Origin of the sequence: Pullulanibacillus sp. KACC 23026 (genome assembly GCF_029094525.1) — a bacterium.
Lineage (GTDB): Bacteria > Bacillota > Bacilli > Bacillales > Sporolactobacillaceae > KACC-23026.
The window spans coordinates 1,928,188-1,943,507 of sequence record NZ_CP119107.1 but is presented as its reverse complement, the minus strand read 5'-3'; the positions used below and the strand labels follow the sequence as shown (position 1 = coordinate 1,943,507).

Annotated in this window: 21 protein-coding genes; 3 read left to right on the top strand and 18 right to left on the bottom strand. The window is 35.9% G+C overall.

Features of this window, described 5'->3' with window-relative positions; translation table 11 throughout:
• Positions 1–115 precede the first annotated feature (115 nt).
• The gene (locus PU629_RS09165) at positions 116–724 is read right to left on the bottom strand and encodes a hypothetical protein (protein ID WP_275283965.1); all 609 of its coding nucleotides are present in this window, start codon (positions 722–724) and stop codon (positions 116–118) included.
• Between the two features lie 1,112 nt (positions 725–1,836).
• On the opposite strand from PU629_RS09165, the gene PU629_RS09160 reads away from it, so the two are divergent.
• Entirely contained in the window at positions 1,837–2,115 is a 279-nt protein-coding gene (locus PU629_RS09160) for a hypothetical protein (protein ID WP_275283964.1), read from the top strand.
• 889 nt (positions 2,116–3,004) lie between these two features.
• Here PU629_RS09160 and PU629_RS09155 read toward each other — a convergent pair.
• The 4 genes from PU629_RS09155 to istA form a co-directional block, all read right to left on the bottom strand.
• Positions 3,005–3,130, bottom strand: a complete 126-nt coding sequence (locus PU629_RS09155) for a hypothetical protein (protein WP_275283963.1) — start codon at positions 3,128–3,130, stop codon at positions 3,005–3,007.
• A gap of 242 nt (positions 3,131–3,372) precedes the next feature.
• Positions 3,373–3,501 (bottom strand): hypothetical protein, encoded by a 129-nt coding sequence (locus PU629_RS09150; RefSeq protein WP_275283962.1) that lies wholly within the window; start codon positions 3,499–3,501, stop codon positions 3,373–3,375.
• A gap of 605 nt (positions 3,502–4,106) precedes the next feature.
• Positions 4,107–4,877: an IS21-like element helper ATPase IstB gene (istB, locus tag PU629_RS09145; RefSeq protein WP_275283961.1), complete on the bottom strand. Its 771-nt coding sequence runs from the start codon at positions 4,875–4,877 to the stop codon at positions 4,107–4,109.
• Positions 4,874–6,421: an IS21 family transposase gene (gene istA, locus PU629_RS09140; RefSeq protein ID WP_481900510.1), complete on the bottom strand. Its 1,548-nt coding sequence runs from the start codon at positions 6,419–6,421 to the stop codon at positions 4,874–4,876. Before istA ends, istB begins: the two co-directional genes overlap by 4 nt.
• A 239-nt stretch (positions 6,422–6,660) precedes the next feature.
• On the opposite strand from istA, the gene PU629_RS09135 reads away from it, so the two are divergent.
• Entirely contained in the window at positions 6,661–6,927 is a 267-nt protein-coding gene (locus PU629_RS09135) for a hypothetical protein (protein WP_275283959.1), read from the top strand.
• Between the two features lie 75 nt (positions 6,928–7,002).
• On the opposite strand, the gene PU629_RS09130 is transcribed toward PU629_RS09135, so the two are convergent.
• The 6 genes from PU629_RS09130 to PU629_RS09105 form a co-directional block, all read right to left on the bottom strand.
• A complete protein-coding gene (locus PU629_RS09130; RefSeq protein WP_275283958.1) occupies positions 7,003–7,410 on the bottom strand; it encodes an aldo/keto reductase in 408 nt (135 codons plus the stop codon).
• Positions 7,411–7,503: 93 nt separating this feature from the next.
• On the bottom strand, positions 7,504–7,962 hold the full coding sequence (locus PU629_RS09125; RefSeq protein WP_275283957.1) for a hypothetical protein: 459 nt from the start codon (positions 7,960–7,962) through the stop codon (positions 7,504–7,506).
• 36 nt (positions 7,963–7,998) lie between these two features.
• A complete protein-coding gene (locus tag PU629_RS09120) occupies positions 7,999–8,139 on the bottom strand; it encodes a hypothetical protein (RefSeq protein ID WP_275283956.1) in 141 nt (46 codons plus the stop codon).
• Positions 8,140–8,272: 133 nt separating this feature from the next.
• Positions 8,273–8,755, bottom strand: a complete 483-nt coding sequence (locus PU629_RS09115) for a GNAT family N-acetyltransferase (protein WP_275283955.1) — start codon at positions 8,753–8,755, stop codon at positions 8,273–8,275.
• Positions 8,756–8,882: 127 nt separating this feature from the next.
• Entirely contained in the window at positions 8,883–9,347 is a 465-nt protein-coding gene (locus PU629_RS09110) for an NUDIX domain-containing protein (RefSeq protein WP_275283954.1), read from the bottom strand.
• A 240-nt stretch (positions 9,348–9,587) separates the two neighbouring features.
• Positions 9,588–10,139 (bottom strand): DUF4865 family protein, encoded by a 552-nt coding sequence (locus PU629_RS09105; RefSeq protein ID WP_275283953.1) that lies wholly within the window; start codon positions 10,137–10,139, stop codon positions 9,588–9,590.
• 105 nt (positions 10,140–10,244) lie between these two features.
• Here PU629_RS09105 and PU629_RS09100 point away from each other — a divergent pair, with 105 nt between their 5' ends.
• The gene (locus PU629_RS09100) at positions 10,245–11,039 is read left to right on the top strand and encodes a LysR family transcriptional regulator (protein WP_275283952.1); all 795 of its coding nucleotides are present in this window, start codon (positions 10,245–10,247) and stop codon (positions 11,037–11,039) included.
• Between the two features lie 195 nt (positions 11,040–11,234).
• Here the strand turns inward: PU629_RS09100 and PU629_RS09095 are convergent, their stop codons facing one another.
• From PU629_RS09095 to PU629_RS09065, 7 genes are all read right to left on the bottom strand, one after another.
• Positions 11,235–11,525, bottom strand: coding sequence for an HNH endonuclease signature motif containing protein (locus tag PU629_RS09095; RefSeq protein ID WP_275283951.1), 291 nt, complete (start codon positions 11,523–11,525; stop codon positions 11,235–11,237).
• A gap of 209 nt (positions 11,526–11,734) precedes the next feature.
• Positions 11,735–12,421 carry an HAD family hydrolase gene (locus PU629_RS09090; RefSeq protein ID WP_275283950.1) on the bottom strand — a complete coding sequence of 229 codons (687 nt, stop codon included), beginning with the start codon at positions 12,419–12,421 and terminating at the stop codon, positions 11,735–11,737.
• A 52-nt stretch (positions 12,422–12,473) separates the two neighbouring features.
• A complete protein-coding gene (locus tag PU629_RS09085) occupies positions 12,474–12,707 on the bottom strand; it encodes a hypothetical protein (RefSeq protein WP_275283949.1) in 234 nt (77 codons plus the stop codon).
• Positions 12,708–12,727: 20 nt separating this feature from the next.
• Positions 12,728–13,300 carry a histidine phosphatase family protein gene (locus PU629_RS09080; RefSeq protein WP_275283948.1) on the bottom strand — a complete coding sequence of 191 codons (573 nt, stop codon included), beginning with the start codon at positions 13,298–13,300 and terminating at the stop codon, positions 12,728–12,730.
• 84 nt (positions 13,301–13,384) lie between these two features.
• Positions 13,385–13,858: an NUDIX hydrolase gene (locus PU629_RS09075; protein WP_275283947.1), complete on the bottom strand. Its 474-nt coding sequence runs from the start codon at positions 13,856–13,858 to the stop codon at positions 13,385–13,387.
• A gap of 42 nt (positions 13,859–13,900) precedes the next feature.
• Positions 13,901–14,638, bottom strand: coding sequence for an alpha/beta fold hydrolase (locus PU629_RS09070; protein ID WP_275283946.1), 738 nt, complete (start codon positions 14,636–14,638; stop codon positions 13,901–13,903).
• Positions 14,639–14,765: 127 nt separating this feature from the next.
• Entirely contained in the window at positions 14,766–15,293 is a 528-nt protein-coding gene (locus tag PU629_RS09065; protein ID WP_275283945.1) for a DUF5412 family protein, read from the bottom strand.
• Positions 15,294–15,320 lie beyond the last annotated feature (27 nt).

Below are 15,320 nucleotides of genomic sequence, written 5' to 3'. Positions count from 1 at the left end.
ACGAAAAATTAAACATTTCGTTTATCATATTCAATGCGGTCTTTACATGAGTAAATTTCATAAAAAACATCCTTATTAAATAAAAACTTTCATTGGTTAAAAAATATATATAGATTCAGCTCGTTTTTTCCTTGGGTGGGTGAGTATTATGCAGTATGTTCAATATCTCTTGATCTCCATCAACAAACTCAACAAAGATAATTTTTCCTTGATCATCCAGATTAATTAGTCCATTAACCGATGAGGTGTTTGTCTTGCCTTCTTTTGTGTAATCTACGTCAGCTGTCCAACTATAATAGCCTTTTCCTTTTTTGATTTTAATGTTGTCTACTTTGAATTGATAACCTTGATCGTAAGCGGGTTGCATCCAGAACACGTCAAACCTGCTATTAATAAATTTTGTGTAGAATTCCTTGGATAAAAGGGGTTGATAATACTTTTTATCATACGCTTGTACTAGCGTTGAATTCCCAGTCGCTTCCACTTGTTTTAATGCCTTTTTAAATTCTTCATCGGGACCTGTCATATTAACTTTCAAAAAAGTTTGAATGGTTTTTTCATTTGCTTCTTCAGCAGTCGAAGCTTTCGCGTTCTCTTTTGAGGTGTTTGTCGTCGTTTTACTTTTAGCATTTCCATTGACAGAAGTAGACTTTGAATCGGAACAACCTACAATGACCATAAACGCAGCAGCCAATAGTACACACTTAAATAAAATCTTTTTCACAATACCCCTCCTTAAATGATCCTCTTTAAATTACGAATAACTGTGGAAAAAATTTCACTTTTTTACCAAAATGATTCTGAAACGTTAGTTTAATCAAAAAATAAATAATTCACCTATAAGGCAATAAAAATAGTGTGCAAACCCCTAAGTTCAACACGCTTCACCTAAGCTAACCTCTAAATTTAATCTTTCCTTTCTCATGTAAACTGAACCCTTGGATGAATAAGAAAATGGCGATACCTTGTTCAAGTATCGCTCTCGTAATCCAATAAGCTATTTTTAAATGGAATCAACACCGCTTCCACCCAATTTCGAAATAACTCAAACGCTCCTTCATCCGTTTTTACATTACCTAAAAATATTCCTCTAAATTCATCAACATAATGCTCACTATTTTTGAACAGCTCATTAGGCTCACTAGAATCAATGAATTCATTAAAAAATACATCCAGTGAATTATCTTGTCGTTCCCAACCAATAGCCTCTCAGTCTTCAGCTCTTTTTAGTGATCATTGTATTTTTATCCTACCTTGAAAGCGGAATTTTCATTTGAAGTTCTTTTATATATTGTTTTGTGGCTACCTTCCCTGAGTCAGGGTCTAGGAAAGGGGATATAACCACTGTTTTGGGATCCTTCGGGGTTCCATACCTTAGAAATAAATGCATCGTCTCTTTCCCGTTTTGATCTTCAGCAGGTAAAGAATAACCACTTTCATTCAACATTGTTTGTTGGTGTCCTTTGTCATCGAACAAATCGACGTCAACATCATAAACGTCAGTAGGTTCAATGAGTTCTCCTACAACGTTTGTTTCAATAGAATTTGTGGTAAGATAATCGATTCTTAGCGTCTTATCTTCATAAGACTTTTCTTTATTAACTACAACTTTTTTTCCAGGAGCTTGTTTAATAGGTATGTCAATTGCCCAATCTCCACTCGTACCTAACCTGAAAAAGACCCGATTGCTTAATCTAACGGGTTCCGATACCTGTCATTGTTTTTTCGTATTCAGCAATTTTTGCTTTATAATGATTTAAACCAAAACTATTCAAAAATGGGTAACATCGCATTATTCATAGTGTTATAATAAAAGAAAAGGACGGGGATACGAAAATGGAAGAATTATTGAAACAGTTTATGGAAAGAATTGATAAACGCTTCGATAAACTGGAAGATGGGCAACAACGTTTGGAACAACATCAAAATGAAATGTCGTTAATACTTACATCTACTCGTGAAGCCGTTGAAAAGACTCATTCCGAACTTGTTGGCTTTAGGTCAGAAATGTCGGAACGCCTTGTTCATATAGAACGCCAGAACCGTTTCTTTGATACCGACTTAGAACATTTGAACCAAGAAATAAGTAAGATTAAGAGAGATTTACGTAATTAAGTCACTATATCTGAGTAGTACGCGGATTCAATTTTGGTTTAAATATATATAATAATGATAAGGCCTCACCTCAATAAGAGCTGAGACCTTTTTGCATTTAACTAAACATTTTGCCTCGCAAATTGAAAAACAATTACCATAACAAATCCATAATTATAGTGCTTAGATTATTAGGGAGTTTTTCTCCCCAGGTCGAACAAACTATTTTGGTTTTCATCCCCTCGATGAACGACCTTCTTAACTGCCCTCAACCCTATTTTGGCGTTCATCCCCTTGATGAACTCCTTTCTTGCCTGCCCTCAACCCTATTTTGGCGTTCATCCCCTTGATGAACGCCTTTCTTAGCTGCTCTCAACCCTATTTTGGCGTTCATCCCCTTGATGAACGCCCTTCTTGCCTGCCCTCAACCCTATTTTGGCGTTCATCCCCTTGATGAACGCCTTTCTTGCCTGCCCTCAACCCTATTTTGGCGTTCATCCCCTCGATGAACGCCCTTCTTGCCTGCCCTCAACCCTATTTTAGCGTTCATCCCCTCGATGAACGCCCTTCTTGCCTGCTCTCAACCCTATTTTGGCGTTCATCCCCTCGATGAACGCCCTTCTTGCCTGCCCTCAACCCTATTTTGGCGTTCATCCCCTCGATGAACGCCCTTCTTACCTGCTCTCAACCCTATTTTGGCGTTCATCCCCTTGATGAACGCCCTTCTTGCTTGCCCTCAACCCTATTTTGGCGTTCATCCCCTTGATGAACGCCTTTCTTGCCTGCTCTCAACCCTATTTTGGCGTTCATCCCCTTGATGAACGCCTTTCTTAGCTGCTCTCAACCCTATTTTGGCGTTCATCCCCTTGATGAACGCCTTTCTTGCCTGCCCTCAACCCTATTTTGGCGTTCATCCCCTTGATGAACGCCTTTCTTGCCTGCCCTCAACCCTATTTTGGCGTTCATCCCCTTGATGAACGCCTTTCTTGCCTGCCCTCAACCCTATTTTGGCGTTCATCCCCTTGATGAACGCCATTCTTGCTTGCTCTCAACCCTATTTTGGCGTTCATACCCTCGATGAACGACCTTACAGCGCCCTCATCCACTTATTTTGGTGTTCATCCCATCGATGAACGCCCTTCTTGCCTGCTCTCAACCCTATTTTGGCGTTCACCACAAGTAACGGGTAAACCCTCATTTTACTAAAGATTCGTTAATGCAATAAGCACTGATGTTGTTTTAGATTGCTTACTTTAACTATCCACTATATTATCATCATCATTTGTACCCATAGGTATCTCCTTCATCACAATCTAAGATATGATTATTTATGGGCACCTTACTATTATTTGACGTTTTCCGTTCTGGCTTCATCATAAATTCTCTTCTTAAACCATAGCGGTCCATTAAGTACACCTAATATTCCAAAGATCTCTGCCGCTCTCATAACCCACCAATAAAAAGTAATTGAATAATGTTTATCAGGTGAACTGATTGTTTTAAGATGTTAGTGGTGACACCATTACTGTGGGCCAATTTCTTTGATCCTTGAAGCCAAAAACCCCCAAAACAAAAGGACCACAAGTTGTATCTTTTTCCCACGGAACTCCACCATTATTTATGGATAATCTGAACTCATTACTTGATGAAGCAACGGCGATACCCTTGTTTAACTATCGCACGTTGTTGAAGAACACTTAGTTGTACCAGTTAAATCTTGGCGTGAAATACCCAAAAGATAGTTGTGCCCTTTTGTTATAATTATAAAAGATCAAAACATTGGAGGAATTGCAATTGAAAAAAAATTAATCGTAGGAAGCATCATAGCCGGTATGATGTTGGGAGCTTGTTCCAATACAACACCAACAAATGTCAATAATGGAACTGGTAAAGCAACAAAAACAACGCCTGCTGCCAAGTCACACGATATAATACAACCATATAAATACAGCGTCAGTAGTAACGGCGTAACCGTGTGTAACCGTCAAGTGAAAATGAACACTTTTTGCTAATTAATTTTGGACACTTTCTTGCCCAAAAATGGAAGAACGATGTTTCATTCTATAACTTTCTTCTTCTCTAAAATGGATCACTTCAGCTCGATGAATGAGACGATCCAAAATGGCTGTCGTAATGCCAGGATCCCCTAATAATTCTCCCCATTCCTTCGGGCTTTTATTTGACGTTATAATGACAGAGGCTCGGTCATACAAGTCATTGATCAAATGAAAAAACAGATTAGCTTCCCGAGTGTCCATTGCCATGTACATCAAGTCATCAATAATAACCAAATGGGAGTCTCTAATTCGCTTCATCCTTGTCTGTGACTTTCTTGTAAATTCCTCCGTTTTCAGTGTGTGTATCAATTCTCCCATAGAGACAAAGGACACTTTATATCCTCGATGAATAGCCTCTATTCCTAGCCCAGTCGAGAGGAGGGTTTTCCCCACCCCTGTCGGCCCTAAGAGAATAAGGTTGTATAATTGATCGATCCAAGTAAACTCCTTTAATTGATTAATTTGTTTTTTGCTTAAGGATTGCTGCTCGTTAACGTTAAATGCATCAATTGTTTTATAAAAAGGGAATCCTGCCCATTTTAACCGTTTTTCAATTTGCTTCTCATCACGACGCTTTTGTTCATAGGCTGACAGGTGCTCAACAAACATCCTGTATGTCCAATCCTCAGATTCCGCTTGGGAGATAAGCGTGGGAAGGTAGGCAGCGCTCTCCGACCACCTTAATGAACTTAAACGTTGCTGGAGTTGCTCTAGAGACTGACTCAATTAGTTAAACCTCCTTGTAAAACTGCCAAATAGTCGTTCATATCTCGAATCTTTGGTTTCGTTGACAGTATGGATTGATCAGCTGCTTCCAATGGTTTAATTGGGTCTTTTTTCTGCTCACCGGGTGAACGGTCCACTTGCCGCTGGCGTTTAACATATTGGTGGATGTCGCTAAATTCAGTTGCACTGTACAGTCCTCTATCCAAACACGCCTTTAAAGCCTCGCTCGCAAATTCTGAATCACTTTTAAGAACCTTTGATATAAGTTGAAGCTGGTCACGGATATAGCGAGGGTATCTGCGCTGGACTTCAGTTAGAAATTCATAGGCGAGCTCAGCGTCCTCAAATTGCTTAGAAACACTCGTGATGTAAGCAGGAATACCTTTGGTTCGGTCTCTTTTATGTTGGCGGTCTTGGATCAATCCGCCCTTTTCTTGAGAAATAATATGGTCCGCAATCACTGGCCCTTTCTTTTCCTCTCGAACAAGAAGATGGTTCTCATCTGACACTTCGATAAAAACGTCTTTATCTTTCTTATAGGTTCCGAGAGGAACAGAATAGCGATTGGATAGGTAAAGAATCGTGTTGTCCTTACGAACAGTTCTTGTTATACTTGAGTCAACGTTTGAAAGTACAATTTCTTTAGTGACGAGTCGTAAGTGTTGTTTTTCTAGGGCAAACACTTCGACTGGTCTTTTTTTTGTTGTATTGTGAACCTTACCATTCCCCGTTCTTTCTAGCCAGGCAATACACTGCTCATTCCACTGATCGATCCCACCAAATACACGGTTTTTAGCGAAATTTTTCTTTATAAACCCAACCACATTCTCGATTCGACCTTTACTTTCAGGATCCGCTTTTCGACAGACGTGGAGGACTAATTTTCTTTCTTCACGGTAGGCTTGAAATTCACCCGTAAGAATTAAGTCACCTGAATTCTCACTGACTACCATGAGAGAATCCTGATCATAAACCAGTTCATGAGGAATCCCTCCGTAAAACCGAAAGGCGTTCTCATGCGTTCGAATAACATCTTTGGTTGTGAATGGTCTGTCTAGCCACTCGGCGTACTTAAAACGAGAATGTGACATTACAAAGCTAATGAAATATAACCTAATCTCTTTTCCTTCCAATGTCTTTTGTATGGTTTGGCCAAAGTCCACCTGCGCCTGTTTTCCCATTGGTGGGTCTGGAATAGCCTCATAGGCACGCTTTTCTTCGACTTTAGGAATACCATATTTCTCACGTAATTCTTTAACGTAACCACGTACCGTACTCTCACCAACCTTTAGATCTGGATACTTTTCCCGTAACCAATCGTGAATCTGTGAAGCGGAGAGATCAGCGTGTTCGCTTAGCCATGTCTGAATAAGCATTTCATACGGATCCAATTTTTTATACCGCGTTTTCGTTGACGCCATCCATGCACTCATTTCCTCTGGTGACAGCTCAAGATATTTATACACGGTCGTTCTAGAAATCCCTAATTTTCTTGCAATCCTCCTCACCTTAAATCCTTGTTGTTTTAATTGATAAATCTCCATATACACTTTCCATTTTTCCACCTTTCAATTCCCTCCACTTAATAGTTTGATAACCTATCAAATTCTACAAGTTTGTGGGAAAAATTTTAATAATGGGTGGGACGGACGAGCGAGTATTGAAAGGGTTGCCGCCCCTCGGGGCGGCAACCCTTTCAATGCCAAAACCCCTAAGCCCATATGGATAAAAGTGTTCATTTTTATCTAGCGGAAACTGTCTATTTTAGTTTAGCAGTTACACCGTGTCATTAGCTAGAATATCTGGCAATAAAGCAGATACATACCCGTTTGAAATCAATGCACCAATGGATATGATGGGAGAGATAGCTTTTCAGCTTCAAAGATTTGACAAATCGAGAAATTGGGTAGACATTTCTGATGAACCAACATTCATTAAAAAATGGCCATACAAAGATTCATATACGTTTTCATCAAAAAATTCTGGTTATAATATCGAATTGAGGTTACTTCAGGAAATGCTCAGTTTTATTCTTCAACATTTACTGTAAATTAAAAATCATAATAAATAATTTGCCAAAAGGATGTTAACATATTCGTCCGATTCCCTTTTCAACTAAAGCAGCCTAATCAGATTCCTGTAAAATGCCTTGATCAAGCAGTATTTTTTGCAGATAATCTTTAGGTACAAGTCCTGCCTCTATATCCCCAGGAATAATTCCAGCCTTCGTGGAAACGACAAATTCGCTGCGCCTTAGAAGCTCTTCATTTATTAAACGCGAAAGAACTAGACCTATATCTCGTTCAGAACGCATTCTTCGATAGTTAATCGCGGTATCGATAAAATTTATGCCGTTTTTCAATCCATACTCAATAGAGGTTTGATACAGTTCAGAATCCGTTTGATCCATATTCCCTAAATGTGTCCCTATCGCAATGGGGGAGATAAAAAACCAAGGAGTCTCCCTTTTTACAATGCTGTGCTTGTCTAAGAAGTTTGACATATCCTTAGATGTTGCATAACCATCGATCAAACTAATCCCCTCCCAAACTGGCCTGTTTCTTGGATAAGATCAACGTACGCTTATTGAACTAAAGCTTCCGTTACTTGAAGAAGAAATCCTTCCTTATCTCAATGGATAAATCAACTTAATACTTTCTTCATTCTTGAGGGATTGATAATACCAATAATTATGGTCAGCTCCGTGAATACATAGAATTCTTTTATTCGGATACCTTTTAATAGCATTTTTAACTCTGGCAACCATAATATAGTGCCTTGTGCTCCAAACGATATTCTGAACTTCAGGATTTATACTATGCAACCAGCTGTACATCTCTTTTGTTATGTCATCATACTCTAAAGAGTTTAGAGGAATATCGCTCTGATTCCATTTAGAAAGTTGCTTGTCTTTCCACATATCTAATCTCTCTTCAAGTTGCATCTTAGTATTATAATCAAACTTATCAAAAGGCTCCTCTTCGAAAATGTCTTCTTCAAACCAATTTATTGGAACAAAATTTATATCGTTTTCCTCACACAAAGGAAAAATTAATTTCGGATATTCGGGCTGAGTTTCTCCCAAAAAGCCATATGGTTCACCAGTCTTTAAATATAACCCCTAACTTTTAGGGTGAACTTCACCACAAATAACATCTGGGTTAAATTCTAATATTAATTCCTTCAGAAAGCTTAATGTAAAATCAAACTTTTTTTGAAGTTCCTCATCGTGTGTCATTCCTAAAATACCTAACACAGTCATTTAATTCCCTACCTCTCTTCTTTCACCTTCCAGACCGTTAGTGCAAAAAGAAATAACACGGCAACCATTCAATTGATCTTCAACAAGAAAAAATCTTGAAGTCTCACTCTACAGTTAACAAAAATAGAACTGCTTAGATTTCTAAAACCATTCTAATGGTTTTTAAAATGTGTCCATCAAAGTCATCATCAAACTCTTCAACCATTTGAAAACCTTTTGCTTCATAAAAGGTCTTCCCTATTTTATTTTCCTTTTCCACATTTATATAAATTTCTTTGATATCTTTTAAATGATTAATTCCCTTTTGTAATAACGCTGAGCCAATTCCCATACCTTGGAATTCTGGATAAATATAAATGGCACCTAATTCAGCTTTTCCTTCGTTTACTGGGGAAAAATTTGCAAAACCAACAACCTTTTCTTCATGTACTGCGACGAACAGATTAGACTTTTCCAAACGCCGTTTCATCATTTCATCATTGTAAGCTGAATTCAAGAAATTCTCTTGGACATTTAAAGGAATTATCCCTTCATAGGTAGCGTTCCAAGTTGTCTTCGCCACATCTTGAACTTGTTCTGTATCTTCGCTTCGCATTTTACGAATTATAAAATCCATTATAAATCACTCCTCTTAAACTAGAACTCTAGGTTTAGTTCCACGAGCATCCAAACGTTAGGGAAAAGAAAAAAAGCCGGAGATTCATCGTGATCTTCAACTATTGCTCCCATTAGTTCAACAAGACCTAATTTATATCTCCTAAGTAAACAGGAGCTTTGTCACCATTAAAATATTTTATTATGTATTGCCTTAACTTTTTTGGATAAATTCTATATTTCATTATATCCCTAATTGTTATCCACTCAATTCCTACTTGGTCGGTATCAGGATTAGTAGGCTTTTGATTATTACTTATGTCACCAACAATCGTACAACCAAAATAATACTCAACCTGATGAACATTAAAATCAAATGATGAATGCTCGTGGTTTTTCCCTATATACTCCCGAATATGAAGTAGATTTCCAACTTTTATTTCATGCCCTGTTTCTTCAATACACTCCCGTATTAAGGTATTATTAATGGTTTCACCGTGTTCTTGTCCTCCACCAGGGAATAGATAAAAGTCACCCTCATTATCTTTATTTTTTGTTAGTAAAATCTTATCTCCTCTTATTAAAATTGCTTTTGCTGAATTTCTAATATTCATTGCCGTTTCCCCCTTTAAAACAAATTATATCTTGTTGAACTATCTAACGGTTAGTGAGTTGGCATAATAATCTATATTTTTAGCATAGCATTATTTTCCTTTATATGGTTAGAAAAATTAAAAGCGCCTCTCCAATTGTTATTGAAGAGACGCTATTCGATAGTTAAGTACACTTATTCACAAACTTTTTGCCAATAGTTAATTTTGATACTAACAACTAAATTCAAAACTTAGATATAATCAATTACCTTTAGAAATATGTAAAATTTCATAGATGGTTGCACCTTGCAATTTGTCATTTAACATTGGTCTACTTTCAAACAAGTAAAATTGACTATATCCCCATTTGTCTGGGTCATAGATTAAAACTTTTCCTAGAGCAGTTTGTTCATCTACTCCCATTGGGTCAAACATTAGATTGCTCAACGTGTTGGTTTCGTTAATTGAACCCGATATTTCCAATAAAAAATCGCTCCTAAGAAGTAGTTCCTTTTTCATTTCAACAGTTAAAGGAATCCCAATGTTGATTTTTTGCCAACCAAATGACTCCAAAATATTATTGAAAGATCCCTCAAAAATAAAACGGTTCATTCCATTAGAATCGTTCCAAAGATACAGAGGAGCATACGAATTATGAAGGTTTCCGTTTTTCCCTTTTTCAGTGATGATGTACATTTTAAAGTTTAATCCTCTAAATCCATCCGTTTTAAAACCATTCTCTTTTACCCTATTCCTAATGATATCCATATTATAATCGCTAGGTAAAGTAATTTTATATTGCATACCTATCATCTTTATCACTCCCTTATGTTTTGAGTATATTTCTTTACTTTTATAAAGTAAAAAAGTTATAAATTATATTGGTTATCATTAAAAATGATATCAAGGGGTGGTAATGTGGAGATAAACGATTTGTTAATTTTTCTGAAAGTAGCAGAATCCAATTCAATAACTAAAGCTGCTGAAGAACTTGGATATGTCCAACCGAATGTTTCAGAGAGAGTAAAAAAGTTAGAAGGAGAACTGGGCGTGCCACTATTCGATCGTACTAATAGAGGCGTGGAAATATTATCGGCAGGAGAAATAGTACAAAATTATGCAAATAAAATAATGAGCTTAATTGAAGAAATGAAAGGAACAGTTCGGTCCGAAATAGAGATATACAATATTGGAACCACTCAATCAATAGCTAAAATATATTTGGAAAAAAGGTTCGCCGAAAACGAATCAATGTGTTCTTTATTTGTTGAATCAAATTTGACGCTGAAAAAATTACTTAAAAATAATGAAGTTGATATGGTTATCACTAATCGTTTTTTAAATGATACCACCTTTAAAAAAATTCATCATATTAAAGAAAATCTCATTTTGTTAAAATCCATTAACAAGAAAAAAGTAGATTTACAAACAGAAACCTTTTTTGTGAGTAGAGACCAAAAATGTCCCTTTAGACAACACACTCTTCAATATATACAGGATAAATCCTTATTGAATTCACAAGTGATTGAGATAGATTCTTTTGACATAATTTTAACAATGGTTTCTGCCCAAAAAGGAATTGCGTTTCTTCCTGAAAGTTCCCTAGACAATGGATTTGAAACAGCCAATGATATTGAACCAAAGGTCTTTGAAATTAATTTTTATATACGTAAAGATTCGAATAAATCAATTCCTAATTTCCTAATATCATAAGTAAACACTTATTATAGTCATTTATTGCGAAAATTTCTCGTGAAACCTTCTTGATACGAATAGGTAAGGGTTTGAAATTATCGCTCCCTTTTCCCCTCGTTCACACCGTACATGCGACTTTCACCGCATACGGCGTTCCAACTAAACCGATTCATTCAATTCTATGTTAATGAAACAAAATGCTTTTCTTCATTCCTAAATCGCTTGGTATTGACACTGATTTCGAAGGTCATTGACCTTCTCCAACTGCTTTTTGTTTAGTTTTAAGGCATGCAGTTGCGCTTTAATCTTTTCAGTATCTTTGAGATGTACAAGACGATGAACGGATTCATGGAGGACAATCAGGTTTGAAAATCGATCATCTTTGGATTGATGATAAGGGGTTTTATGATGGCAGTGCCAATCCGTTAAACCCAATTCCATACCTGTTACCGCACATTTTCCATATTGAGCGCCTTTACCAGAGTAATGTTCTCCATTCTCCATTTAAACTAGAAACATTTCGCACAACTATGCTGACCGTGACCGTTATTGAAATTGCTTAATATTCCATATTTTTAGCATAGCATTATTTTCCTTTATATGGTTAGAAAAATTAAAAGCGTCTCTCCAATTGTTATTGAAGAGACGCTCGCTTCCTTTTAGATAAGGGCGGCAACACTCTTATTCCACAAACGCATCTGTTAGTTGAAAATTTAAATTATATCAATTAGTAATTCTCTGAACTCGGATGGGCTTTTTACTAACTGGTTAGGCTTAACACTAAATTCAAGTGATTGATAATTCGGTAACCACTGAACTCCGATTGTATATACTTGAGCCCCTAAGCCAGCTTGAATATCTGCATCACTGTCTCCAAGAAAAACCGCTTCATTATTTTTTATATTTAAAATGGATAATACCTTATTTATTCCTTCAGGATTGGGTTTAGGTAATTCAACGTCATCGCCCGTTATAATGACATCAAACACGTCCCTCATATTAAGGCAATCCATAGAAATCTCTAGACTTCTCCGTGCCTTTCCCGTAACAATTGCTAATTTATAGCCTTCAGTCTTTAAATATAAAAGTAAATCATTGATTTCCTTGTTCTCTGTAACGAGATCTTGATGATAGTCACCATATTTCTGATAATACATTTCAATGGCTTGATCATAATTACTATTCATTAGATTTTCTCTTATTATTCCAGTTTCAGAAGGACCAAACATTGTTTTAATCTCTTCTGGAGTGATTTCTCTGTTATCAAACTCCTTAAATACAAACTGAAACGCATTAAAGCAAATTGGCAGAGTATCGGCAAGTGTGCCATCAAAATCAAAAATAATAGCTTTGATAAAAACACATCCTTTAATTTCTTTTAATAATCGATGCTTGAGCATATTGAACCTTCTATATCAGTCTTTAGTTGAAGAACCTTCACAAACCGTTGATTCAATAAAACACATCAATCTCAATTAAATCCCATATTTCTTTAATTGATTTACCTTCAATTCTTACTTTTGAAAGTAACTCTTCCGTATTCTCTCCAACAGTTTCGCTTGCTGGATTATTGAATTCCCAAAACATATATCTGCCTGTTCCACGACCAATATAATAATTTTTAATTTGTTTTCTTCTATTTGGAATCATTAATAAAGGTAATTTGTTAGAATTAAACCATTCCACCTCTTCTGTTTCAGGACCATTTATTTCTCATCCCATAGTCTTTGAACATTCAATAAGTTTTGTTCATTAAATTCCATTCTATAAATATCTGGTTTTGACGTGCTATGTAAAAAATTCAAGTCATAAGTGTTATCGAAATATCCCATCATTAATGTCATAACGGCCCCGTGAGTACCGATCACTACTTTTCTATCTCTAAAATCAACTAATAGTTCCTTTAAAACTTTTACAGCTCTTTTTTGACAATCGTCATTTGATTCTCCTCCCTCAAAAGAGAAACTTGAATCTAAGAATGATTTCTCCAAAATTGAAACCAATTCCTTATCAGATACTCGATTGGCTTCAGATGAAAACATCCTCTCTTTTAAATCCTCAAAAACTAAAACCTTTTGCCCTATTTGCTCTGCTAATTTTCCAACAGTTAAAATTGAACGGATGTACGGGCTCGAAGCAACTGCATCAATGTTCTCATTTTCCAATAGGTCAGTCACACGTTGCGCATCGTGATAACCTTTTTCGGTTAGTCCTCTTGTTCTTTCATTTCCTTCCTTTGGCGATTCACCGTGCCTCACCATATATACAAATGTACTCAATATATTTTCCTCCAATAAGATTCTCTTTTTCATCAACATTAATGGTTTAATTACCTAGGGTGGGGCCGCTTATATTCAAGAAATTTAATGCTCAATCCGCAAATACTCAGAAGGCTGCCTATTTGCAAAATGCTTTTCAATAGACATTAGAACTTCATCATTTCCAGGTAATGTTACTGTCGCTATGGCTTCACTAAAAGATAACCACCTAAAATCACTGTGTTCATAATTTAATGTTACTTCTTGTGATTCTTCAACAAACCCAACAAAAACAGGAGCAACATAGATATAATTCTCTTTTGGTGAATATATTTGGTCAAACTTATTAGATGTGTATAATAAAACTCTTGAAATTCCTGTTTCTTCTTTAACCTCTCTTAAAGCTGCTTCCCAAGCCTTTTCACCTGCTTCAATACTGCCTCCGATATAACACCAAACATCCTTTAGAACTGAAGTAGCTCTTTTTAGAAGTAAAACTTTGTATTCATTCTCCACCTTTTTTAAAAGGACAGTTGCTACACCAGTACATCTTATAGGAACTTCAAAATACCTAGTCATTCAAACACCTCACTTTTATAAAATTTGCTTAGATTTTAAAAACTACACTAATAATCGTTTTATTGCATCAATAACAACCATTGGTTCATCATTTTGAATATAATGAGCACTATTTTTAGCAATTATAAACTCACCTTTTGAAGAAATGCTAAGTAACTCCTGTTGCATCTCATTCCAAAGTTCTTGCGAATGTGTTGAATAGTGAGCTTTTTTACCTGCTGAAATAACAACCAAAGGAACATCAAGTTTGCTTCTTTTTTCCTTGACCAGTTCTAAACTAAACATAAATTCATCATAATTACCTTCATAAATAAACTGCTTTTTATAAGCATCCTGAAACTCAACTGACATTGTAGGAAGAAATCTATCTCTATAATCTTCGTGTGTAGAATCTATTAAGACTAATCCATTTACTTCATTTGGATACTCAGTGGCATATAACCTCATATTCACACCGCCAAATGAGTGACCAACCAATATATAAGGTGGATCTATTTCCATATTTGTAAGCAACTCTTTTAATTCATTTACCATTTGGTCACTCGTTCTTTGATTAGAACTCTTTTCACTCTTACCTAATCCAGCTCTATCATATAAAACAACTTGAGTGATCTTAGCTATTTCAGGAGCAATTTCTTTCCACACTTCTGAATAGTCTCCATAACCAGCCTCCATCACCACTGTTGGTTTATTTGTCTTTTTTCCGAATAAATTAACGTGAAGTTTAAAGTCTTTTACATTAATAAAGAATTCTTCTTTATTTGTTCCAATGCTATTCATATAATCAGTCCCTATTTTATTTAAAACTTAATTTTAAATCGATTTACCTGACCTTAAAACAAATAAGGAAACAGCGATAACTTATTAAAATATCTACCCACCGTTACTTGCAGAAAACTATTGTTTTTTAATGATAGTATATCTGTCCCTGTTTCAAATTAAATGGATGATCATTTACTACGATAGTAAAATCATTTTTCCAATCAACTTTAATGGGCGCATCTTTTATACCTGCTTCATAAATCCGTTTCTTAAACCATAGTGGTCCATCAATGTAACCTATAAATACAGGTGAAGCACCTGCTCCTGCATCTATTGAATAAAAAGAAACCTGGTATTGTTTATTAGGAGACTGTGTTGTTTCCATTTTTGTCATTTTGAAAAAAGTTATTGACAAAAGTAGAATAAAAATTAGTCCAAGAGACAATAAAATAGTAAATACACTTCTTATTTTATTTCTAGGACTTTTGACTCCTATGATCCCTAAAACAAGCGCTATTGCGGCTAAATAAAGGATATAAATCCGAGACGGTGAAACATTCCATATGAAGAAAAATCGAAAAGAACAATACGAATAAATCGCAAGTAAAATACTTCCCATTGTGAGTATACAACCCCAAAGGTTAAGCGCTTTCCATTTATTAGAATTCCCCATTTTTATCTCCATTCTTATTGAAGTGAC

What these genes read in the sequence shown, in the direction of transcription:
- PU629_RS09160 (WP_275283964.1), top strand. Translation starts at nt 1,837, where the DNA reads ATGGAAGAATTATTGAAACAGTTTATGGAAAGAATTGATAAACGCTTC.
- PU629_RS09155 (WP_275283963.1), bottom strand. Translation starts at nt 3,130, where the DNA reads ATGGCGTTCATCAAGGGGATGAACGCCAAAATAGGGTTGAGGGCAGGC.
- PU629_RS09150 (WP_275283962.1), bottom strand. Translation starts at nt 3,501, where the DNA reads ATGGACCGCTATGGTTTAAGAAGAGAATTTATGATGAAGCCAGAACGG.
- istA (WP_481900510.1), bottom strand. Translation starts at nt 6,421, where the DNA reads ATGGAGATTTATCAATTAAAACAACAAGGATTTAAGGTGAGGAGGATT.
- PU629_RS09120 (WP_275283956.1), bottom strand. Translation starts at nt 8,139, where the DNA reads ATGACTGTGTTAGGTATTTTAGGAATGACACACGATGAGGAACTTCAA.
- PU629_RS09115 (WP_275283955.1), bottom strand. Translation starts at nt 8,755, where the DNA reads ATGGATTTTATAATTCGTAAAATGCGAAGCGAAGATACAGAACAAGTT.
- PU629_RS09110 (WP_275283954.1), bottom strand. Translation starts at nt 9,347, where the DNA reads ATGAATATTAGAAATTCAGCAAAAGCAATTTTAATAAGAGGAGATAAG.
- PU629_RS09105 (WP_275283953.1), bottom strand. Translation starts at nt 10,139, where the DNA reads ATGATAGGTATGCAATATAAAATTACTTTACCTAGCGATTATAATATG.
- PU629_RS09095 (WP_275283951.1), bottom strand. Translation starts at nt 11,525, where the DNA reads ATGGAGAATGGAGAACATTACTCTGGTAAAGGCGCTCAATATGGAAAA.
- PU629_RS09090 (WP_275283950.1), bottom strand. Translation starts at nt 12,421, where the DNA reads ATGCTCAAGCATCGATTATTAAAAGAAATTAAAGGATGTGTTTTTATC.
- PU629_RS09075 (WP_275283947.1), bottom strand. Translation starts at nt 13,858, where the DNA reads ATGACTAGGTATTTTGAAGTTCCTATAAGATGTACTGGTGTAGCAACT.
- PU629_RS09070 (WP_275283946.1), bottom strand. Translation starts at nt 14,638, where the DNA reads ATGAATAGCATTGGAACAAATAAAGAAGAATTCTTTATTAATGTAAAA.
- PU629_RS09065 (WP_275283945.1), bottom strand. Translation starts at nt 15,293, where the DNA reads ATGGGGAATTCTAATAAATGGAAAGCGCTTAACCTTTGGGGTTGTATA.